At 70.2% G+C, this 20,823-nt stretch carries 20 protein-coding genes; 9 read left to right on the forward strand and 11 right to left on the reverse strand.

Going from position 1 to position 20,823, the window contains the following annotated elements:
• Positions 1-110: 110 nt before the first annotated feature.
• Positions 111-1,448 (reverse strand): MATE family efflux transporter, encoded by a 1,338-nt coding sequence (locus ACWGIU_RS01505; protein ID WP_453701677.1) that lies wholly within the window; start codon positions 1,446-1,448, stop codon positions 111-113.
• 452 nt (positions 1,449-1,900) lie between these two features.
• Between ACWGIU_RS01505 and dnaB the strand changes: the two genes are divergently transcribed.
• Both dnaB and ACWGIU_RS01515 read left to right on the forward strand, forming a co-directional pair.
• Positions 1,901-3,367, forward strand: a complete 1,467-nt coding sequence (gene dnaB / locus ACWGIU_RS01510) for a replicative DNA helicase (protein ID WP_453701701.1) — start codon at positions 1,901-1,903, stop codon at positions 3,365-3,367.
• A 9-nt stretch (positions 3,368-3,376) separates the two neighbouring features.
• A complete protein-coding gene (locus ACWGIU_RS01515) occupies positions 3,377-4,762 on the forward strand; it encodes a serine hydrolase domain-containing protein (RefSeq protein ID WP_453701678.1) in 1,386 nt (461 codons plus the stop codon).
• Between the two features lie 21 nt (positions 4,763-4,783).
• Here the strand turns inward: ACWGIU_RS01515 and ACWGIU_RS01520 are convergent, their stop codons facing one another.
• The 3 genes from ACWGIU_RS01520 to ACWGIU_RS01530 are packed head-to-tail and all read right to left on the reverse strand — an operon-like array spanning position 4,784 to position 7,380.
• Positions 4,784-5,953, reverse strand: coding sequence for a winged helix DNA-binding domain-containing protein (locus ACWGIU_RS01520; protein ID WP_453701679.1), 1,170 nt, complete (start codon positions 5,951-5,953; stop codon positions 4,784-4,786).
• A gap of 57 nt (positions 5,954-6,010) precedes the next feature.
• Entirely contained in the window at positions 6,011-6,472 is a 462-nt protein-coding gene (locus ACWGIU_RS01525; RefSeq protein ID WP_453701680.1) for an N-acetyltransferase family protein, read from the reverse strand.
• 14 nt (positions 6,473-6,486) lie between these two features.
• Entirely contained in the window at positions 6,487-7,380 is an 894-nt protein-coding gene (locus ACWGIU_RS01530; RefSeq protein ID WP_453701681.1) for a GNAT family N-acetyltransferase, read from the reverse strand.
• Between the two features lie 173 nt (positions 7,381-7,553).
• Between ACWGIU_RS01530 and ACWGIU_RS01535 the strand changes: the two genes are divergently transcribed.
• Positions 7,554-8,204: an HAD family hydrolase gene (locus ACWGIU_RS01535; RefSeq protein WP_453701682.1), complete on the forward strand. Its 651-nt coding sequence runs from the start codon at positions 7,554-7,556 to the stop codon at positions 8,202-8,204.
• A 121-nt stretch (positions 8,205-8,325) separates the two neighbouring features.
• Positions 8,326-9,534, forward strand: coding sequence for a globin domain-containing protein (locus ACWGIU_RS01540; protein ID WP_453701683.1), 1,209 nt, complete (start codon positions 8,326-8,328; stop codon positions 9,532-9,534).
• 33 nt (positions 9,535-9,567) lie between these two features.
• Here the strand turns inward: ACWGIU_RS01540 and ACWGIU_RS01545 are convergent, their stop codons facing one another.
• The 4 genes from ACWGIU_RS01545 to ACWGIU_RS01560 form a co-directional block, all read right to left on the reverse strand.
• The gene (locus ACWGIU_RS01545) at positions 9,568-10,047 is read right to left on the reverse strand and encodes an NUDIX domain-containing protein (RefSeq protein WP_453701684.1); all 480 of its coding nucleotides are present in this window, start codon (positions 10,045-10,047) and stop codon (positions 9,568-9,570) included.
• A 355-nt stretch (positions 10,048-10,402) separates the two neighbouring features.
• Positions 10,403-11,563: a cystathionine gamma-lyase gene (locus tag ACWGIU_RS01550; protein ID WP_453701685.1), complete on the reverse strand. Its 1,161-nt coding sequence runs from the start codon at positions 11,561-11,563 to the stop codon at positions 10,403-10,405.
• Positions 11,560-12,051, reverse strand: a complete 492-nt coding sequence (locus ACWGIU_RS01555) for a low molecular weight protein-tyrosine-phosphatase (protein ID WP_453701686.1) — start codon at positions 12,049-12,051, stop codon at positions 11,560-11,562. The genes ACWGIU_RS01550 and ACWGIU_RS01555 overlap by 4 nt, the downstream gene beginning before the upstream one ends.
• 11 nt (positions 12,052-12,062) lie before the next feature.
• On the reverse strand, positions 12,063-12,443 hold the full coding sequence (locus ACWGIU_RS01560; RefSeq protein ID WP_453701687.1) for a phage holin family protein: 381 nt from the start codon (positions 12,441-12,443) through the stop codon (positions 12,063-12,065).
• 89 nt (positions 12,444-12,532) lie between these two features.
• Here ACWGIU_RS01560 and ACWGIU_RS01565 point away from each other — a divergent pair, with 89 nt between their 5' ends.
• The 4 genes from ACWGIU_RS01565 to ACWGIU_RS01580 all read left to right on the forward strand — a co-directional run bounded on the left by ACWGIU_RS01565 (position 12,533) and on the right by ACWGIU_RS01580 (position 14,824).
• Complete coding sequence (locus ACWGIU_RS01565; RefSeq protein ID WP_453701688.1) at positions 12,533-12,850, forward strand: cupin domain-containing protein; 318 nt, start codon at positions 12,533-12,535, stop codon at positions 12,848-12,850.
• A gap of 155 nt (positions 12,851-13,005) precedes the next feature.
• A complete protein-coding gene (locus ACWGIU_RS01570; RefSeq protein WP_453701702.1) occupies positions 13,006-13,233 on the forward strand; it encodes a DUF5326 family protein in 228 nt (75 codons plus the stop codon).
• A 297-nt stretch (positions 13,234-13,530) separates the two neighbouring features.
• Positions 13,531-14,277, forward strand: coding sequence for an IclR family transcriptional regulator (locus ACWGIU_RS01575; RefSeq protein WP_453701689.1), 747 nt, complete (start codon positions 13,531-13,533; stop codon positions 14,275-14,277).
• A gap of 97 nt (positions 14,278-14,374) precedes the next feature.
• Positions 14,375-14,824, forward strand: a complete 450-nt coding sequence (locus ACWGIU_RS01580) for an SsgA family sporulation/cell division regulator (RefSeq protein ID WP_030008369.1) — start codon at positions 14,375-14,377, stop codon at positions 14,822-14,824.
• A 9-nt stretch (positions 14,825-14,833) separates the two neighbouring features.
• Here the strand turns inward: ACWGIU_RS01580 and ACWGIU_RS01585 are convergent, their stop codons facing one another.
• Positions 14,834-16,369: a YibE/F family protein gene (locus tag ACWGIU_RS01585; RefSeq protein ID WP_453701690.1), complete on the reverse strand. Its 1,536-nt coding sequence runs from the start codon at positions 16,367-16,369 to the stop codon at positions 14,834-14,836.
• A 212-nt stretch (positions 16,370-16,581) separates the two neighbouring features.
• Here ACWGIU_RS01585 and thiC point away from each other — a divergent pair, with 212 nt between their 5' ends.
• On the forward strand, positions 16,582-18,369 hold the full coding sequence (thiC, locus tag ACWGIU_RS01590) for a phosphomethylpyrimidine synthase ThiC (RefSeq protein ID WP_453701691.1): 1,788 nt from the start codon (positions 16,582-16,584) through the stop codon (positions 18,367-18,369).
• Positions 18,370-18,529: 160 nt separating this feature from the next.
• On the opposite strand, the gene ACWGIU_RS01595 is transcribed toward thiC, so the two are convergent.
• Together ACWGIU_RS01595 and ACWGIU_RS01600 are read right to left on the reverse strand one after the other, a co-directional pair.
• Complete coding sequence (locus ACWGIU_RS01595) at positions 18,530-19,354, reverse strand: hypothetical protein (protein ID WP_453701692.1); 825 nt, start codon at positions 19,352-19,354, stop codon at positions 18,530-18,532.
• Between the two features lie 148 nt (positions 19,355-19,502).
• Positions 19,503-20,771 carry a metallophosphoesterase gene (locus ACWGIU_RS01600; RefSeq protein ID WP_453701693.1) on the reverse strand — a complete coding sequence of 423 codons (1,269 nt, stop codon included), beginning with the start codon at positions 20,769-20,771 and terminating at the stop codon, positions 19,503-19,505.
• Positions 20,772-20,823 lie beyond the last annotated feature (52 nt).

Genomic DNA, 20,823 nt, shown 5'->3' on the forward strand with positions numbered 1-20,823 from the left:
CCCCCTGGGGTGCGGCCCTTCGTCGTTTTCCGGCGCCGTTTCACGTGAAACACGGGCAGGGACGGACCGGGGCGTGTTTCACGTGAAACACGGAAGGGCCCGGACAGTCGTCAGCGGGTGGCCCCGACGATCAGCCACCGGCCCGAGCGGGCGCGCAGCCGCAGGGTGATCATCCGGACCATCATCATCAGCGTCATGGCCCACCAGAGCGCCGTCAGGCCGCCACCGAGGACCGGCACGAGCAGTGCGGCCGGGGCGAAGGCGGCGAGGGTCAGGAGCATGGCGCGGGCCAGGTAGCGGCCGTCTCCGGCGCCCATCAGGACCCCGTCGAGCACGAAGACGATGCCGGAGACCGGCTGGGAGAGGGCCACGACCAGCAGGGCGGGCAGCAGGGCCGCCTCGACGGCCGGATCACCGGTGAACAGCGGGATGAACACCGGGCGGGACAGGACGACCAGCAGACCGAGCACGACGCCGGAGGCGATCCCCCACTGCACCATGCGGCGGCAGACGGCCCTGGCGCCGTCGGTGTCGCCCGCGCCCAGGTAGCGGCCGATGATCGCCTGCCCGGCGATCGCTATGGCGTCCAGGGCGAAGGCGAGCAGGCTCCACAGGGAGAGCAGGATCTGGTGGGCGGCGATGTCGGCGTCGCCGAGCCGGGCGGCCACGCCGGTGGCGATCAACAGGATCGCGCGCAGCGACAGGGTGCGGACCAGCAGCGGAGCGCCCGCCTGGGCACAGGCCCGGATCCCCGCGGGGTCGGGGCGCAGCGAGGCGCCGTGGCGCCGGGCTCCTCGGACGACCACGACGAGGAAGGCAGCGGCCATGGCGCACTGGGCGATGACCGTGCCCCAGGCGGAACCGGCGATGCCGAGGCCCGCACCGTAGACCAGGGCGACGTTCAGGCCTGCGTTGAGGGCGAAGCCGCCGATGGCGACGTAGAGCGGCGTACGGGTGTCCTGGAGGCCGCGGATGACCCCAGTGGCGGCCAGGACCATGAGCATGGCTGGGATACCCAGGGCGGAGATCCGCAGATAGGTGATCGCGTACGGAGCGACGGTGTCGGAGGCCCCGAAGAGCGAGACGAGTGAGGGGGTGGCCGGCAGCACCACGGCGACGACGGCCGCGCCCAGCAGGAGGGCGAGCCAGATGCCGTCGATCCCCTGCCGGATGCCCGCCCGGAGGTCTCCCGCGCCGACGCGGCGGGAGACGGCCGCAGTGGTGGCGTAGGCGAGGAAGACGAAGACGCTCACGGCGGTGGTCAGTACCGCGGCGGCGATGCCGAGGCCGGCCAGCTGGGGAGTGCCGAGGTGCCCCACGATGGCGCTGTCTGCCATCACGAACAGGGGCTCGGCGACAAGTGCGCCGAAGGCAGGGAGAGCGAGTGCGAAGATCTCTCGGTCATGCCGTCCCGGCCCTGCCTTGGGCGCTGCGAGTGCCTGTGTCATGCGCTCAATCTAATCTTCCACAGGTAATGGATGCAACCAGCCTTGGATCCTTACTGGCGCGTTGACTTGGGCGTTCCTCACACCTCGTTGGAGGCGATCTCGAGAGGGTGGCCGAGAAATTTCTCCACGGCCGCTTCTGGACGAGGAAGCTGCAGGTCAGGGGCGGTAACAGGGTGGTGCAGGTGATTTTGTCCACAGCGTCGTCCCCCGGTCCGTGCACAGCTTCCGGCGAGTTACCCACAGCATTGGCGCCGTCGTCCACAGGTCGTCCACACAGCCTGTGGATAACAAGATTGGCTGATGCCGCTCTCGGGCCTACCGTGGTGCGTTGCCCGACTCGCCGCCGGCGGATTCGGGTGCCCCAAATGTCAGAGCCGTGTCGTAGAAAGAGCGACACGGCAAGGTCCGCGTTGCGGACGGGAGGAGGCGGCCCGGTGAGCATGGCCGAGCCCATGGACGACCCCTGGGCCGACAGCGGTCCGGGTGACCGTCTGCCCGCCCGTCCGCGCCGTCACAGCGAAGGCCGCGGCCGCGGGGACGAACAGCACGACCGGGGCCGCGAGGGCGGCTCCTGGGACTCCGGCGGTGGCGGCGGCTTCGAGCGCGTTCCTCCCCAGGACCTCGATGCCGAGCAGTCGGTGCTCGGCGGCATGCTGCTCTCCAAGGACGCCATCGCGGATGTCGTCGAGGTCCTCAAGGGCCACGACTTCTACCGCCCCTCGCACGAGACGATCTACCAGGCCATCCTCGATCTGTACGCCAAGGGCGAGCCGGCCGACCCGATCACCGTCGGCGCCGAGCTCACCCGGCGCGGCGAGATCAGCAAGGTGGGCGGAGCCTCGTATCTGCACACCCTGGTCCAGTCCGTGCCGACCGCGGCGAACGCCGAGTACTACGCGGAGATCGTCCACGAGCGCGCCGTCCTGCGCCGCCTGGTCGCCGCCGGTACGAAGATCACGCAGATGGGTTACGCGGCCGACGGCGACGTCGACGAGATCGTCAACAGCGCCCAGGCCGAGATCTACGCCGTCACCGAGCAGCGGACCTCCGAGGACTACCTGCCGCTCGGCGACATCATGGAGGGCGCCCTCGACGAGATCGAGGCGATCGGCTCCCGCAGCGGCCAGATGTCGGGCGTCCCCACCGGCTTCACGGACCTGGACTCGCTGACCAACGGCCTGCACCCGGGCCAGATGATCGTCATCGCCGCCCGTCCCGCCATGGGTAAGTCCACGCTCGCGCTGGACTTCGCCCGGGCCTGCTCCATCAAGAGCAACCTTCCGAGCGTGATCTTCTCCCTCGAAATGGGGCGCAACGAGATCGCCATGCGCCTGCTCTCGGCGGAGGCCCGGGTGGCGCTCCACCACATGCGCTCGGGCACGATGACGGACGACGACTGGACCCGGCTCGCCCGCCGGATGCCGGACGTCTCCGCCGCCCCGCTCTACATCGACGACTCCCCCAACCTGTCGATGATGGAGATCCGGGCCAAGTGCCGTCGGCTCAAGCAGCGCAACGACCTCTCGCTCGTGGTCATCGACTACCTCCAGCTGATGCAGTCGGGCGGCTCGCGCCGTCCCGAGAGCCGTCAGCAGGAGGTCTCGGACATGTCCCGAAACCTCAAGCTGCTGGCGAAGGAGCTGGAGGTCCCCGTGATCGCGCTCTCCCAGCTGAACCGTGGTCCGGAACAGCGCACCGACAAGAAGCCGATGGTCTCCGACCTGCGTGAATCGGGTTCGATCGAGCAGGACGCGGACATGGTGATCCTGCTGCACCGCGAGGACGCGTACGAGAAGGAGTCCCCCCGTGCGGGTGAGGCGGACCTGATCGTGGCGAAGCACCGTAACGGCCCCACGGCCACGATCACGGTGGCCTTCCAGGGTCACTACTCCCGCTTCGTGGACATGGCCAACACATAGCATCCGATCATGGATGAGCTTGCTGAGGACCTGGAACTTCTCCCCGCCACCCGGCGCGCGCTGCGGCACCGGATCGCCGTCGCGCAGAGTGAAGGGCGGGCGCCGTCCGTGGTGGCGGCCGTCCTGCGGGGCGGGGAGGTGGTCTGGGAGGGCTCCCGGACCTCGGTCGAGGGGCACGGACCCGACGGCGACGTGCAGTACCGGATCGGATCGATCACCAAGACGTTCACGGCGGTCCTCGTGATGCGGCTGCGGGACGAGGGCCTGATCTCGCTCGCCGATCCGCTGGAGAAGCACCTGCCGGGCACCGGCGCCGGACAGGTGACCATCGCCCAACTGCTCTCCCACACCGGCGGGCTGGCGGCGGAGACGCCCGGCGAGTGGTGGGAGCGCACCCCCGGCGACCAGCGCCCCGAGCTCGCCGACGTGCTGGGGGAGGAGCCCTTCAAGCTGACACCGGGAACCAGGCACCACTACTCCAACCCGGGTTACACCCTGCTGGGTTCGCTGGTGGAGGCGGTGCGCGGAAGACCCTGGGAAGAGGCGCTCCGGGCCGAGGTGCTGGAGCCGCTGGGGCTGGAGCGCACGAGCGGACGGCCGCAGGCCCCGCACGCGGGCGGCTGGGCGGTGCACCCCTGGGCGGACGTGATGATGCCCGAACCGCTGGAGGACCTCGGACTGATGGCGGCAGCCGGCCGGCTGTGGTCCACGACCCGGGACCTGGCACGGTTCGCCGCCTTCCTGCTGCGCGGGGACGAGCGCGTCCTGTGCGCCGAGTCCGTCCGGGAGATGCGTACGGCGGCCTCGCCTCCGGAGCCCGGTCTCGCCGAGCACGGCTACGGGCTGGGCATGCAACTGACGGCCGTCGGCGGGCGGAAGCTCGCGGGGCACAGCGGATCGCTGCCCGGCTTCGTCGCGGGGCTGTGGCTGAGCGAGGCGGACGACGTGGCGGCGATGGTGCTGGCGAACTGCACCTCGGGACTTCCGGCCTCGACGGTGGCCGCGGATCTCGTGGGGATCGTGGCGGACGCCGAACCGCGATTCCCGCGGCCGTGGCGGCCGTTCCTGGAGTCGGACCACGTGCCGCTCGAACTCTGCGGTCCGTGGTACTGGGGCACTTCGGCCCAGGTGGTGCGCCTGACCTCGGACGGGCTGCTGGAACTGGCGCCGGTGGGCGTGAGCGGGCGCACGGCCCGCTTCCGGGCGGAGCCGGACGGCAGCTGGACCGGGCTCTTCGGCTACTACGCCGGTGAGACGCTGCGAGTGGTGCGCCGTGCTGACGGCTCGGTGAGCCATCTCGACCTGGCGTCCTTCGTGTTCACCCGGGAGCCGTACGACGCCGACGCCCCGGTGCCCGGCGGGGTGGACCCGCAGGGCTGGCGGGGCATCGGCTGACGGCCCAGGTCCAGGAGTGGCTCAGGCTACGAGTTCACGCTCCAGCGGAGTACGGAAGCGCGGGGTGATCCGGGCCGCTCCCACCCATGCGGCGAGCCGCGCAGCCTCGGCGGTGATCGCCTGCTCGGCGGTTCCGCCGGGGCTGCCCAGCAGCCGCCAGACGATCTCGCCGTCGGGGCGCTGCGCCCAGCCGCCGACGATCTCGCCGTTCCACCAGACGGTGGGGCCGATGTTGCCGGCGTAGTCGAACAGGGCGCTTCGGTGGGCGGGGTCGAGGTGGAACCCTCGGTCGGCCCAGCCCATGCCGGTGGGGTCGAGGCCGGGCAGCAGCGCCGCCCACGGTTCCGGTGCCGGTTCGGGCTCGGTGTCTCCGGGGCTGACCAGGGCGGTGGTGCCCTCCTCGAGGCGGACCTGATCGGGTCCCACGGCGGCGAGGGCCTTGCGGACCTCCGTGAGGGTCCAGCCGGTCCACCACTTGAGGTCGGCCTCGGTGGCGGGGCCGTACGCGCGCAGCCATCGGCGGGCGATCTCGGCACGGGCCTCGGCGGCGGGTACGGCGGGCCAGGGCTGGGTGTGGACCCAGCGGTACTGGCTGGAGGTCCACGAGCCGCGCGGTCGGTCCCGGCGGATCCGGCCGTCGGCGGCGAGCAGCCGGATGACCCGGGTGGCGACCCCCTGCACGGCCTCGTACTTCTTGCCGCGGCTGATCGTGATCTTCTGGCGCAGCGCGGGCACGGCCGCGGCCAGCTGGCTGCCGGTGGAGGGGCCGTGGGCGTCGAGGGCGGCGAGCGTGGCGGCCTCCGCTCCGGCGAGCCACGCGGCACCGAACCCCTGTCCGTCCTCCTCGAGGTGTTTGAGGAGGGTGCGGCGCTCCTTCGCGGCGATCGCGCGGGCGGTGGAGGCGTCGACGTGCGGGGCGAGTTCGGTGGAGACCGCGAAGAGCGTATTGCGCATGCTGAGCAGGCGCACGAGGCTTACGTCCTCGTAGAGCGCCCGCTCGATCAGGTCCGGGCCGCCTGCGGCGAGCCGGGCCCGGGCCGAGAGGAAGACGGTCGCGGCGTCGGTGGCGTGCAGGGCGACGACGGAGTCCGCCGCCTCCGCGACGGTCGCGGCGCGGGCTGACGGAGCCAGGCGGTGGCGCCGACCGATCCGGTGGCGTCGCTCGGCGGTGGTGACGAGAGGGAGGCTCATCCTCCCGATCGTAGGCCGGGCCGCCGACACGACGGCCCGGCTTGCGGGAACACCCGGTCAAAGCTGGAGCTTGAACCCGAGGTGCGAGGCGGTGAAGCCGAGCCGTTCGTAGAAGCGGTGGGCGTCGGTCCGGGTCACGTCCGAAGTCAGCTGCACCAGAGCGCAGTTCTCGGCGCGGGACGTCTCGACGGCCCATTCGATGAACCGGGTGCCCAGGCCGCCGCCACGTTCGTCGGCGTGTACGCGGACGCCCTCGATGATGGAACGGGTGGCCCCCTTGCGGGAGAGCCCCGGAACGATCGTCAGCTGAAGGGTGCCCACGACACGGTCGGCGCGGACGGCGACGACCAGATGCTGGTTCGGGTCGCCTGTGAGCCGCTTCAGGGCCGCGAGGTACGGGGTGAGGTCGTCCGGGGACTCGCGGGTGGCGCCGAGCGGGTCGTCGGCCAGCATGGCGACGATGGCGGGCACATCGGCCTCGGTGGCCGGCCGGATCATCAGTTCGGGGGTGGCGGTCATGATCTGTTCTCCTCTCAGCCCGCGGCCACGGTGAGCGGCGCCCACCGGCGGGTCCAGTCGCCGGGCAGGCGGGGGATGTCCCGGGTCATGACGGCGTTGAAGGCGACGGAGGCCAGACCCCGGTCCTTGAGCCAGGCGAGGAGTTCCTCGTGCCGTACGTCGACATCGGTGCGCAGCTCCCGGTCGGTGCCGATCGCCAGCGCGGTGACCAGGGACTGGGCGGTCGCGGTGTCATGGGCGATCAGCGGACCGATGACCTGGGTGTGCATGTTGGGCCAGGCCGCGGCGTAGCCGGTGAGTGTTCCGTCTCCGGAGCGGTCCTCGGCGACGAGCAGCTGGTCGGCGAAGGCGGGCAGCCGGGTGATCACGTGCGTGCGGTCGGTGCCGAAGACCTCGGCGTCCAGGCTCAGGATGCGGGGCAGATCCTCGGCGGTCGCCGGACGGACCCGGGAGGCGTCGTACCGGGCGGGGGCGCCCTCGTGCCGGAAGGCGCCTGTCAGCATTTCGGCGCGGCCGGTGGTCTCGAAGCCCAGTTCCTCGTAGAGAGGGCGCCCGTGGGGAGTGGCGTGCAAGGTGAGGGGGACGCCCTTGAGTACGCCGTCGCAGACGTGGGTCATCAGACGGCGGCCCAGACCCTGGCGGGCGAAGCGTTCGGCCACGAGAACCATCCCGATGGCGGCGAGCTCCGCTCCGGCGTGGGATTCGCCGTAGCGGGTGACGACACAGGCGGCCGCGAGTCCCCGGCCGTCCGGGGCGTCGACGCCGTAGCCGTTTCCGGCGGCGAGGAGCAGACGCCACTTGTGGTCCTCGCGGAGCCATCCGCGATCTTCGGAGAGGTCGGCGCAGCGGCGGAGATCGTCCACGGTCAGTGCCCGGATCGGTAGATCGGTGATGTGTGGTGGTGTCACCCCGCCCAGACTGGATCATGGACCGCGAGCCGTCCAGAGGGTTTGCGGCTGGTGTTTCACGTGAAACACCAGCCACGCCCGCCCGGACCGCCGGACGATGTTTCACGTGAAACGGCGTGTTCCACGTGAAACGCGGTGTTCCACGTGAAACCGACGGGCTAGCCTCGTTGGCCATGACCCTCCTGCACCTCTTCGATCTCGACGGGACGCTGATGTACGGCTCGTCGTCGCCGGTCGAGATTTCCCGCCAGCTCGGGTTGAGCGCCGAGATCGCTGAGCTGGAACGTGCCTTCGGCGCGCAGAAGATGAGGCCGCACCAGTTCTCGGTGGCCGCCCACGCGCTCTGGGCCGATCTGACGCCCGCGCACGTCCGAGCGGCCTTCGACGGGGCTCCCTGGCTCGCGGGAATCCGGGACGTGTGGCAGGAGATCCGGGAACGCGGGGATTACTGCGCGGTGATCTCCCTGTCTCCGTCCTTCTTCGTGGAGCTGCTGCTGGAGTGGGGTGCAGATGCCGCGCACGGCTCGGTCTTCCCGGCAGTGCCGTTCACCTGTCCCGTGGAGGAGGCCGGGATCCTGACGCCCGAGGGCAAGGTCATGGTGGCGGACCGCCTCTGCGAGCAGTTCGGTGTGCGCCGGGACGACTGCGTGGCCTACGGGGATTCGGTGACCGACGCGATGCTCTTCGATGTGGTGCCGGTCTCGGTGGCGGTCAATGCGCGGCCCTTTCTGGCCGAGCGAGCGACCCATGTCTACGAGGGCCGGGATCTGCGGGAGGCATACCACCTCGTAGGGCTGACGCGCCCGGGAGTTGACGCATCTTAGGAGGAAAGTGGGTTCGAAACGCGGATTTTCTGCATTTCCCCGCAGGCCTCTGAGTCGGCTGGCACGCTGTGAAACCCGGAACCACGGATTCATAGGCCGTGGCGTGTGCAGACCGACCGAGATGCTCGAAGCGAGGCACCGCATGGACGCTCCGCCCACCAGATCGGCCAGACGCGAATCGGCCCGGATATCCGGCGAGGGCGGTGCGATCGAGCCCTCACCGGATGCCGTACTCATCCGCCGAACCCTCGCGGAGATCGCCCCCGTCGCCGGCAAGGTGACCTCGTACTTCTACGCTCTGGTGTTCACCGGGCACCCGGAAGTGCGCGACATGTTCCCCGTCGCCATGGACGTGCAGCGGGACCGGCTGCTGAAGGCCCTGCTGACCGCCGCCGAGCACATCGACAATCCGGACGTCCTCGTCCCGTATCTGCGCCGACTGGGCGCCGGGCACCGCAAGTACGGCACGATGGCCGGTCATTACCCGGCGGTCGGCGAGGCCCTCGTCGGGGCACTGGCCCGGTACGCGCAGGACAGTTGGGGGCCCGAGGCGCAAGCCGCCTGGGTGAGGGCGTACACCGCGATCTCCCAGATCATGATCGACGCGGCGGCGGAGGAGGACGTGAAGGCCCCGGCATGGTGGCACGCCGAGGTGGTCTCCCATGATCTGCGCACCCCGGACATCGCGGTGCTGACCATCCGCCCCGACCAGCCCTACGCCTTCCTCGCCGGCCAGTACGCGAGCCTGGAGACCCCGTGGTGGCCGCGGGTATGGCGGCACTACTCCTTCGCCTCGGCGCCGCGCGCCGACGGACTGCTGTCCTTCCACGTCAAGGCCGTCCCCGCGGGCTGGGTCTCCAACGCGCTGGTGCGCCACGCCCGCCCGGGAGACGTACTGCGCCTGGGACCGCCGGCCGGATCGATGGTGGTGGACCACACCACGGACAACGGCATGCTGTGCCTGGGCGGGGGCACGGGGATCGCTCCGATCAAAGCGCTGATCGAAGACGTGGCCGTGCACGGCGAGCGGCGGCCGGTCGAGGTGTTCTTCGGGGCCCGCAGTGACAGCGACCTCTACGACAAGGACACGCTGCTGGGCCTCCAGCGCTCGCACCCGTGGCTGTCGGTACGTCCGGTGGTCGGCGACGGGCTGGCCGGACAGCTGCCGCACGCGGTGGGTGAGCACGGGCCATGGAGCTCGTACGACGCCTTCATCTCCGGGCCGCCCGCGATGATCCGCAACGGAGTGGACGAGCTCCTGCGGATCGGCATCCCCTGCGACCGGATCCGGCACGACGCGGTGGAGGAACTGGTCGGCATCGCCGGCTGAGACCGGAGGCAGCCCGCCGGTCTCATGCCGTCCTCAGCCCAGGTCGGAAGCGTGCATGGCGCGGACACCCTCGATGTTGCCGTCGAGGTAGTGCCGCAGGGACAGCGGGACGAGATGGACGGCGGCGATGCCCACCCGGCTGAAGGGCACGCGGACGATCTCGTACTCACCCTCGGGCTCGTCGACCTCGGGTCCGTGCCGGAGGCTCGGGTCCATCGATTCGAGGCGGCAGACGAAGAAGTGCTGCACCTTCACGCCGGTCACGCCCCCGTCGGCGATGTGCTCGACGGTGTCGACGAAGCAGGGCACCACATCGGTGATCTTCGCGCCGAGTTCTTCGTGGACCTCCCGGTGCAGGGCGTCGACGACGGTGGAGTCCGAGGACTCCACTCCCCCGCCGGGGGTGAGCCAGTACGGATCGACGCCGGGCCTGGTGCGTTTGATGAGGATCAGGTCGTCACCGTCGAGCAGGATCGCGCGGGCGGTGCGTTTGACGACGGGACGTTCGGTCATGGAAGAAGAGTGGCCCGCCGTTCCGCTTCTGAAACGCGCCACGGCCGGAAAAGGGGACTCACCAGTGCGCCGCGGCATCCAGCAGCCGGTCGTGCGCCCAAAGCGCGGTGGGCGAGAGCGAGGCTGCCGGTCCGCACGCCGAGGAACCAGGTGCGCAGCGAAGACGGCGGCCCGGTGGCGGGTGACGAGCGGCAGGCTTGGAGGGCCTCGATTAGTGGGATGCCTCCAGCGCGGCGGAACCCTCTTCGCGCAGCCGGTCCCTGTCGACGAGGGCCGCTCAGTGAGCCCGGAACCCAGGGAGGTCCGAGCCACCAGGGGGGAGGCTCGGACCGTTTCTCCACGACCCAGAGACGGCCTAAGCCCCCGCGTGGTCCAGGGCGCGCAGCACGTCCGCGACCAGGTCCCCGGTGTCCTCAGCGCCGGCGGAGAATCGGATGAAGCCCTCCGGTACGGCGTCGCCGCCCCAGCGCCCGCGCCGCTCGGCGGTGGACCGTACCCCGCCGAAACTCGTGGCGTCCTCGACCAGGAGCAGGGCCGCCATGAACCGCTCCGCGTGCGCGCGGTCGGGCAGGGTGAAGGAGACCACCGACCCGAAGCCCCGCATCTGCCGGACGGCCGTCTTGTGGGAGCGGTCCCTGAGGAGCCCCGGGTAGCGCAGCCCGCTCACGTCCGTCCGGTGCGTCAGCGCCTCGGCCACGGCCAGCGCGTTGGCCCACTGGCGCTGCGCGCGCAGCTGGATCGTGGCGAGCGAGCGGTGGGCGAGCCAGGCCTCCATGGGACCCGGGATGGCACCGACGATCTTGCGCCACCGCCGGACACGGGCGGCGAGCTCCGGATCGCGGCACACGACGTACCCGAGCAGTACGTCGCCATGTCCGGTGAGGCCCTTGGTGCCGCTCGCCACCGAGAAGTCCGCGCCCAGTTCCAGGGGCCGTTGCCCGAGCGGGGTGGCCAGGGTGTTGTCGACGGCGACCAGGGTCCGGCCGGCGTGCGCCGCGTCCACGAGGCGGCGTACGTCGCACACGTCGAGGCCCGGGTTGGAAGGGGTCTCGATCCACAGCAGCCGGGCCCCGTCGAGGACTGCGAGCTGCGCGTCGTTGCCGGTCGGCGCGGTGCGTACGCGGATCCCGTACGCCTCCAGCTGCTCGCGTAGCAGGGGCAGCGCCTGGTAGCCGTCGTCGGGGAGGACCACGGTGTCACCGGTGTGCGCCTGGGAGAAGAGGACGGCGGAGACCGCCGCCATGCCGGAGGCGAAGACGATGGTGTGCACGTCCTCGCCGGGGGCCTCCAGTTCCCCGATCGCCCGTTCCAGCAGCGTCCAGGTGGGGTTGGTGTCGCGGCCGTAGGCGTACGGGCCCTCGACGTCGCCGGGGAGGTGGAAGTGGGCGGCGAAGACCGGTCCGGGCAGGGGCGGCTCGTTCTTGACGGCCTCGGGCAGTCCCGCCCGGACGGCGCGGGTGCCGTCGCCGAGCGCGGACGCTCCGGTCTCCCGGGGCAGGGAGGCGTATTCGTTCACGTGGTGGGCTCCTTCACGGCGGCGCGTACGGCGTCCAGCAGGCCGGGGCTCGCGGCCTCGACCAGCTCCAGGCACTCCTCGAACCCGTCGAGCGGCCCGTAGTAGGGGTCGGGTACGTCGGTCTCCGCGGCCGAGGCCGCAGGATCGTAGGACCGCAGCAGCCGCACCTTGGCGGCATCCTGCGCAGTGGGCGCGAGCGCCCGGAGGTCCCGCAGATGCCCGGCGTCGAGCGCGATGACGAGGTCCAGGCGGGCGAACCAGGAGGAGCGGAACCGGCGGGCCCGGTGGTCCTGCTCGTAGCCGGCCGCCTCCAGGACGGCGATGGTGCGCGGATCGGCGCCGTTCCCCTCGTGCCAGCCGCCGGTCCCGGCGCTGTCCACCTCGACCAGGGCGTCGAGTCCGTCCGCCGCCACGCGGGCGCGGAAGACCGACTCGGCCATGGGGGAGCGGCATATGTTGCCCGTGCAGACGAAGCAGACGCGGTACATGGCGGGCCCGTTCAGTCCTTGTCGGGCAGGACCATGTTCACGGCCCAGGAGACGAGGGAGATGATCAGGCCGCCGAGGAGCGCGGTCCAGAAGCCGTCGACGTGGAAGCTGAGATCGAGCTTCGAGGCCAGCCACGAGGTCAGCAGCAGCATCAGGGCGTTCACGACGAGGGTGAACAGGCCGAGGGTGAGAATGAACAGCGGCAGCGAGAGCAGCTTCACCAACGGCTTGACGAGCAAGTTGACGAGGCCGAAGACCAGCGCGACCAGGATCAGGGTGAGCGCCCGTCGGCCCGTGCTGCTGCCGTCGTCGAGGGTGATGCCGGAAAGCAGCCAGATGGCGACGGCCAGGGCGGCCGCGTTGGCGAGCGTCTTGACTACGAAATTCGTCATGTGTCTGATCGTGGCAGAGAAGATCCCGGTGGGACATCCGCGGATCAGCGGATGCGTGGGAACGATCGAGTACAAGGGGCACAACCACGATGAAAGCCTTCCGGCTTGACGAGCTCGAAGCGGAGCGGGCCGCGAACGACGGCGCCTATCTGCAGTTCCTGCGCGAGCGGAACATGTCGGTCGGGCTGTACGCGCTCGACGCCGGACAGACAGATCCGCAGCTTCCGCACCGGCAGGACGAGGTGTACTTCGTCGTCAGTGGCCGGGCTTCGATCACGGTCGGGGAGGAGACGACGACCGTGGCGCGCGGCAGCGTCGTCTACGTCCCGGCGGGTGCCGCGCACAAGTTCCACCACATCACCGAGGACCTGAAGGTGATGGTGGTCTTCTCTCCTCCGGAGGGCTGAGCGGTCCGGCCGGATGAGGGTCACGGCCCTGATCCCCCTAGGGGGCGGATCAGGGGACTCCGGGGGCTCGCTGGCCCCGGAACGAGGCCCTGGACTCCTAGCATCGGGAGCAGGAAGCAACGGACGAAGTGACGGACGAAGAAGAGGTCGAGGACATGGACGGCATCCGAGAGACATTCGCAGGCATGCCCTGGTGGGTTAAGTGGGTGGCGGTTCCGCTGCTGGCCCTCTTCGTCTTCGGCGGTGTGATCACCAGCATCCTGGGCGCGCTGATCGGAATCGTCTTCAAGCTGCTTCTCTTCGTCGGCCTCGTCGTCGGCCTGATCTTCGTGGTGAAGAAGTTCAGCGGCGGCGGCTCGAAGTCCTCCTCCGGCGAGTGGTAGCCAGGAGCGGTCCGGGCGGATACGGGATTGAGCCAGGTGAGGGAACATGACCCGCTGAACGGCTCACATCTCCGGAATCGGTGGATAGAGTGGCAATCTATGCCGTTCCCTGGGCACCGAAAGCCGGTACCACCGTTCCGACCTGCCGCTCTGACCTGCGGCGCCGCAAACGAGCCGCCGAGTACGACCCCCAGGAGCCACGGCACGCGCGGGGGCGGTCCCTCCGCAGGGCGGGCCTCCCCAAGGGCCCGCCGCCACGCCTGGGGGTGAGCTTTGTCTCCGATTCACAATGCCGGTGTGCCGACTCTGATCGGTTCGGTGCAGCGCGCGCTGAGGCTGCTCGAAGCGGCGGGGTCCCATGGCGAGGGAGCCCCGGCAAAACAGCTGGCGCGCGAGGCCGGGCTCCCGCTTCCCACCGCGTACCATCTGTTGCGCACACTCACGCACGAGGGCTATCTGCGCAGAGTGCGCGGAGTGTTCGTACTGGGCGAGGCCGCGGCGCGACTCGCCGATGGGGGACTCCAGCAGAAACGTCGCAGCATGATCCTCGACTCGCTCGCGCACTTCCGCGACACGGTCGGGGCCCCCGTCTACTTCGCTGTCTACCGCGAGGGTGAGATCGAGGTCGTGGGTGTCTCGGACACCCCGGCCAGCCCGGCCTGCGAGGAGTGGGCCGACTTCCGGGCGACCGGCCATGCGCACGCCATCGGGCAGTGCCTGCTCGGGCAACTCGACGAGAAGACGCGCAAGGAGTACTACGACCGTCATCCGGTCGAGGCCATCACCCCCTATACCGTCCGCGATCTACGGTCCCTGGAAGACCGGATCGGGGCGCTCGGGCGAATGCAGCCGGTGATCGAACGTCAGGAATATGCCCTCGGCACGATCTGTGCCGCCATCCCCATTACGGCCGGCGATACGGTCGCAACGATGGCCATTTCTCTACCTCTCCACCAAGAAGAGCGATTGCTGTATGTAGTCAATCGGCTACAGAGTGAAGTAGGCGCGCTGTTGAGTACCCTCTCGTTCTCTATCAGTATCTGAAAACTCACTCCTTGTGATCTGCTACCGCTTCCACCACTCTTGTCAAGTGGGTCTTGGGCGATCATTCCTGGCCACTTCAACTACAGCGGGGTAGTCAATGCGCGAGTCGGTACAGGCAGAGGTCATGATGAGCTTCCTCGTTTCCGAGGAGCTCTCGTTCCGGATTCCGGTGGAACTCCGGTACGACGCACGCGACCCCTACGCAGTCCGCCTGACCTTCCACCTTCCCGGAGACGCGCCCGTGACCTGGGCGTTCGGCCGCGAACTGCTTCTCGACGGCATCAACAAGCCATGCGGTGACGGCGATGTGCACATCGCCCCCACCCACCCGGAGGACCTGTCCGACGTCCACATCCGTCTCCAGGTCGGCGGCGACCGGGCCCTGTTCCGCGCCAGCGCGGCGCCGCTCGTCGCGTTCCTCGACCGGACCGACCGGATCGTTCCGCTCGGACAGGAGCGCAACCTGGGGGACTTCGAGGAGAACCTCGACGAGGCTCTCGGCAAGATCCTCGCCGAATCGCAGCAGAACGAGCAGAACGCCGGCTGATCTAGCTGGTCAGCGCTTGCGCCGTCGGCCCCGGCCACGGACCGGCCCCGCGGCCGGGGCGCCGGCCGGGGACCCCGTTCGGTCGGCGGACACCACCAGCGCGGCCAGTGCGGTGGTCAGGGGGACCGAGGCCACCAGGCCGATCGACCCCACGAGGGTCCGTACGATCTCCACCGCGACCAGCTCGCTGTTGGCCACCGAGCCCATGCTGCTGTTGGCGATCGAGAACAGCAGGAGCAGCGGCAGCGCGGCACCCGCGTAGGCGAGCACCAGGGTGTTGACCACCGACGCGATGTGGTCGCGACCGATCCTGATGGCCGCCTTGTACAGCGCTCGCCGCCCCATCGCGGCGTCTGCCTGGTGGAGTTCCCAGACCGCCGAAGTCTGGGTGACCGTCACGTCGTCGAGCACGCCCAGCGATCCGATGATGATGCCTGCGAGCAGCAGACCACTCATGTCGATCTCCGGGTACAGCCCGTGGATCAGTCCGGTGTTGTCGTCGGTGTTGCCGCTGAGGAACGCCCAGTCGATGAACACCGAGCCCAGCAGACCGATCAGCAGCAGCGAGACGAGCGTGCCGAGGACGGCCACCGAGGTCCGGGCCGTCAGGCCGTGACACATGTACAGCGCGATCAGCATGATGGCGCTCGCCCCGACCACCGCGACGACCAGCGGGTTCGATCCCTGCAGGATGGCCGGGAGGATGAAGAGGGTCAGCACACCGAAGCTGATGACCAGGGCGATCAGCGCGAACAGCCCGCGCATCCGGCCGACGACGACCACGGCGACGGCGAAGATGCCGGCCAGCACCGCCAGCGGGAGCTTCCGGTTCACGTCGATCACCGAGTACTGGAGGTCCCGCGGGGCGTCCGGCGCGTACGCCACCACCACCTCCTGGCCGTCCTCCAACTGCCGCGGCGCGCCCGGCTGGACGACCTCCACGAAGGTGCGGCCCTTGTCCGGGCCGCTGGTGACCTCGACGGTGGCCTTCTTGCAGTCGCCGGTCTGCTCGGCCTGGGCCTGGCGGCCCTCGGGGGTAGAAGGAGCCGCGGTCGTCGGGACCTGGCCGGCGTTCACGGTTTTGCAGTCGACCTGTTCGAGCGAGGTGACCACGCCCTGCTGGGTCTGCCGGTCGAATCCCACCCCCGTGCGCTCGTGGCCGGGGGCGCCGCCCGGCCAGAGGACCAGCATGCCGACGAAGACGGCCGCGGCGAAGGGGATCAGTACGGCGGCGATGACCTTGCGCAGGTGCTTCGAGACGGGGGCCGCCGGGCCATGGCCGTGGCCGTGGCCGTGTCCGTGGTCGTGGGACCGACCCGAGGGGCCCCCGCCGGAGTCCCCGCCGGAGCGCCCTCCGGAGTCCCCGCCGGAGCGCCCTCCGGAATGGCCGCCGGAATGGCCGCCGGAGTGACGGTCGGACTGCTGATCGGAGTGCCGGCCGGAACCGTCGGACGGTCTGGCGGACGGTCCGGGGTCGGCATGCACGTGGCCGATGTGGCCATGGGTCTCTGTGGGCTCGGTGGGGGGCTGCGGCGTGGGCGTCACCAGCAGATCATCGCAAGAGATGAGGGGGCCCACTGTTCAGCACGCCATTGATGACGCTAGCGTGGGGGCACCTTTGCACAACGCGGGAGCTCGGAGCACCGGGCTGAGAGGACGCTGATCACCGTACGGGCATCACAGATGCGTACGGGAAGAGGCTGCGTCGACCGCCGAACCTGTTACCGGGTAATGCCGGCGTAGGGAGATCAGGTCTCATGACCATTCAGGACGCACGCACGCCTGCCGTCAGCCAGGACGCCGACGGCCGGACCGAGCGCCAGCCCGGCTGGCACAAGGGATACCTGGCGGGCTCCCGCCCCGACCTCCGGGTGCCGGTCCGCCAGGTCCACCTCACCAACGGCAAGGACGTGACGCTGTACGACACGTCCGGTCCGTACACCGACCCGCAGATCGAGACCGACGTCCGCCGCGGCCTCGCGCCGCTGCGCGAGAACTGGATCATCAGCCGCGGGGACACCGAGGAGTACGCGGGCCGCCCCGCGCGCCCCGAGGACGACGGCATCAAGCACACCTCGCCGCGCGGCGGCCTCAAGAACCTCGACGCCGTCTTCCCGGGCCGCCCCCGCCAGCCCCGCCGCGGTCGCGGCGGCGCCGCCGTCACGCAGCTCGCGTACGCCCGCCGCGGCGAGATCACCCCGGAGATGGAGTACGTCGCGATCCGCGAGAACGTATCCCCCGAGGTCGTCCGCGAGGAGATCGCCGCAGGTCGCGCGGTGCTTCCGGCGAACGTGAACCACCCCGAGATCGAGCCCATGATCATCGGTAAGCGGTTCCTGGTGAAGGTCAACGCCAACATCGGCAACTCCGCGGTCACCTCCTCCATCGAGGAGGAGGTCGACAAGATGACCTGGGCGACCAAGTGGGGCGCCGACACGGTCATGGACCTCTCGACCGGCCGCAACATCCACACCACCCGCGAGTGGGTGCTGCGCAACTCCCCCGTCCCGATCGGCACCGTTCCGCTCTACCAGGCGCTGGAGAAGGTCGACGGCCGTGCCGAGGACCTGACCTGGGAAATCTACAAGGACACGGTCATCGAGCAGGCCGAGCAGGGCGTCGACTACATGACGGTCCACGCCGGCGTGCTGCTGCCCTACGTGCCGCTGACCGCCCGCCGCAAGACCGGCATCGTCTCGCGCGGTGGCTCGATCATGGCCGCGTGGTGCCTGGCGCACCACAAGGAGAACTTCCTCTACACGAACTTCGAGGAGCTCTGCGACATCCTCGCGACGTACGACGTCACCTACTCGCTCGGTGACGGCCTGCGCCCCGGCTCGATAGCGGACGCCAACGACGAGGCCCAGTTCGCCGAGCTGAAGACGCTGGGCGAGCTGAACACGATCGCCAAGCGGCACAACGTCCAGACGATGATCGAGGGCCCGGGCCACGTCCCGATGCACAAGATCAAGGAGAACATCGACCTCCAGCAGGAGATCTGCGAGGAGGCGCCGTTCTACACGCTCGGCCCGCTGACCACGGACGTCGCGCCCGCGTACGACCACATCACCTCGGGCATCGGCGCCGCGATGATCGCCTGGTGGGGCACCGCGATGCTCTGCTACGTCACGCCCAAGGAGCACCTGGGCCTGCCCAACCGCGACGACGTCAAGACCGGCGTCATCACGTACAAGATCGCGGCGCACGCCGCGGACCTGGCCAAGGGACACCCGGGTGCCCAGGAGTGGGACGACGCCCTCTCGGACGCGCGGTTCGAGTTCCGCTGGGAGGACCAGTTCAACCTGGCCCTCGATCCGGACACGGCCCGCGAGTTCCACGACGAGACCCTCCCGGCGGAGCCGGCCAAGACCGCGCACTTCTGCTCCATGTGCGGTCCGAAGTTCTGCTCGATGAAGATCTCGCAGGACATCCGCCGCCAGCACGGTGGCGACCTGAAGGCCGAGGAGATCCAGGCGGGCATGGCGGAGAAGTCCGCCGAGTTCGCGGCCTCGGGCAACCGTGTCTACCTGCCGCTGGCCGACTGACGCACGCCGTCGTCGGCCGCAACGGCTGACGGGGAGGACCCGCGACCCTATGGGGGGAGTCGCGGGCCCTCGCCATCAGGCGACCACCTGGACCCCGGGTATGCCCGATACGCCCGGAGGGGCTCACCACCTGCCCGAGCGGCTGCAGGCGCGCGCGAGGTCAGTTCTGGTCCGGCTGGCGTTCCGGACCGCCGAAGTCCGGGCTCGTGAAGTCCGGAGGTGTGTAGCCGGGCAGCGGGCTCTCCGACGGGGATGCCGGGCTGGTGAAGTCGGGCCGGCTGTATCCCAGGTTGGGGATGCGGCCGGCCGCCGGTGTGCGGGGGGCGGGGAAGCCCGGGCCGGCGCTCGGGTCGGCCAGCGCGTCCCGCAGGAACGGCATGATGCCGCGCTCCAGCAGCGCGTGCCGCCAGGCCTCGCGGGCCCGCGCGACCTCGTCGGGTATCGCCTCGGTCTCGTCCGCCGCCACCTCGGTCGCGCTGTTGCGGACGGCCGTCACCAGCAACCCGATCACGGCGAAGACCAGGGCGGCCACGGTGAGCCCACCGAAGAGCCAACCTGCCGTCACCATCGTGTCGGCGAAGGCGGGTTCGGGCTCGATCGCCTTCAGTATGTAGCCGACGAGCAGGAAGATCAGCATGGCGGTGCCCGCCAGGACCGGCGCGAGGACCGCGACCACGGCACTGATGCCCGCGCCGCCGCCGCTGCCCTGGGTGCCGTCCTCGTCCCCTGTCGTGCCGGGCGCGGCCAGTGCCTCGTCGCGTCGTTCCTCGCGGACCTTCACGTAGTGGCCGTACTCGGCGGCGGCCGCGGCCGCCAGCAGGGCGCTGGCCCCCTGGGCCATGGTGCGCAGCTGTTCGGCGTTCAGCCGTTCGCCGAGAGTGGCGAGCGCGGGCCGCTCGCGCGCGGCGCGCAGCGCCTCGTCGACGAGCCGATCGAACTCCGGCCGGTCTTCGGTCAGCAGGTGCGGAGCGCTGGTCATGTGCATCCCCCGATGCTCCGTAGAAGCCGGTATGCCCGCGTAGACCCGGGCGCCGGCACAAACGGAGGAGAGCCTGCTACGGATAGAGCGATGGTAGAGCGCCCACGCCACGCCGTGACAGGGGCTTTCCGGAAATACCCCTCTCCGTAAGCTCTCAGTCGCTCAGGGGGAGTTGTACGACAAGCAGTTTGCCCGCCATCGTCACCCCGCCGTCCATCGCGATGGCCAGTCCTTCCGCGTACACGTGCGGGCCGTCCACGGCCTCGGGGCCGCGCGACTCGTCGCCGTCCTCGGTGCCCACCTCGCCGAGCAGGTACGGGATGGGGCTGTGCCCGTGGACGACGCGGCTGCCGCCGTAGGTGTCGAGGAGTTCCCGTACGGCGGCCGGGCCGGTGCCCTCGTCGCGGAAGGCGAACCGCTTGGTGAACTTGCGGAAGAGGTCCCAGGTGATGTCGGCGTCGCCACGGTTGAGGAGCTCGTGGATGGTGTCGTTGACGTCCTCGATGGAGTCGCCGTAGTCGAGGTACGCCGTGGTGTCGGAGTGCAGCAGGAGGTGGCCCTCCTCCAGGACGGCCGCGTCCAGGCGAGACATCCACTGCAGGTGGACGTCCTGCAGGCGCTCCATGTCGGTCCGCTGGCCGCCGTTGAGGAGCCAGGCGGCCTGGAAGGTGGCGGTGCCGGCGCCGGAGACGACCGGGGTGTCGCCGAACCGCTTGGCGCCGATGAGCAGGAGTTCGTGATTGCCCATCAGGGCCTTGCAGTAGCCGCCGGCGGCGGCGGCCTCGGCGGACAGCCGCATGACGAGGTCGATGACGCCGATGCCGTCGGGTCCGCGGTCGGTGAAGTCGCCGAGGAACCAGAGCCGGGCGTTGCCGGCGGACCAGCGGCGCTCCGCGTCGATCAGACCCTGGGCGTGGAGTTCGGTCACGAGCTCGTCGAGGTAGCCGTGGACGTCACCGACGACGTAGAGCGGGCCGGGGCCCGCCGCCTGCTCCTGGGGCACGTACTGGACCTGGACGGTGTCGCCGGGGCCGCCGAGTGCGCCACGGCCGATGACGGGCAGGTCCCGGTAGGTCGGCGTGTAGCCCTCCGGGTCGTCCTCGTCGGGGCCCTGGGTCGTCGCCTGCGCCGGTTCCACCTCGGGGTGCCGGCGGAGAGGCGTGTCGGGGTACGAAGGCTGCTGCGCGGGCTGCTGAGGCACGGCCGGCTGCTGTGCGGGCTGCTGAGGCACGGCCGGCCGCTGCGCGGGCGTCTGCGGCGGGTAGCCCGGCTGCGGGGGCATGTTCGGTGTGCCGTCCTCGTAGTACGCCGGGTACTCGCCGTAGACCGGAGTCTCTGCGGGCAGCCCGGTGGACGTGGATACGGCGTACAGGGCGGGTTCGGTGACGGGAACCCGGAAGTCCCGCAGCGTGTCCGTCCGCATCGCGGGTCCCTGACCGGCCCCCTGAGTCATCGACCCCTCCACCACCGTCGCG

It is taken from the genome of Streptomyces sp. NPDC054840 (assembly GCF_053611065.1).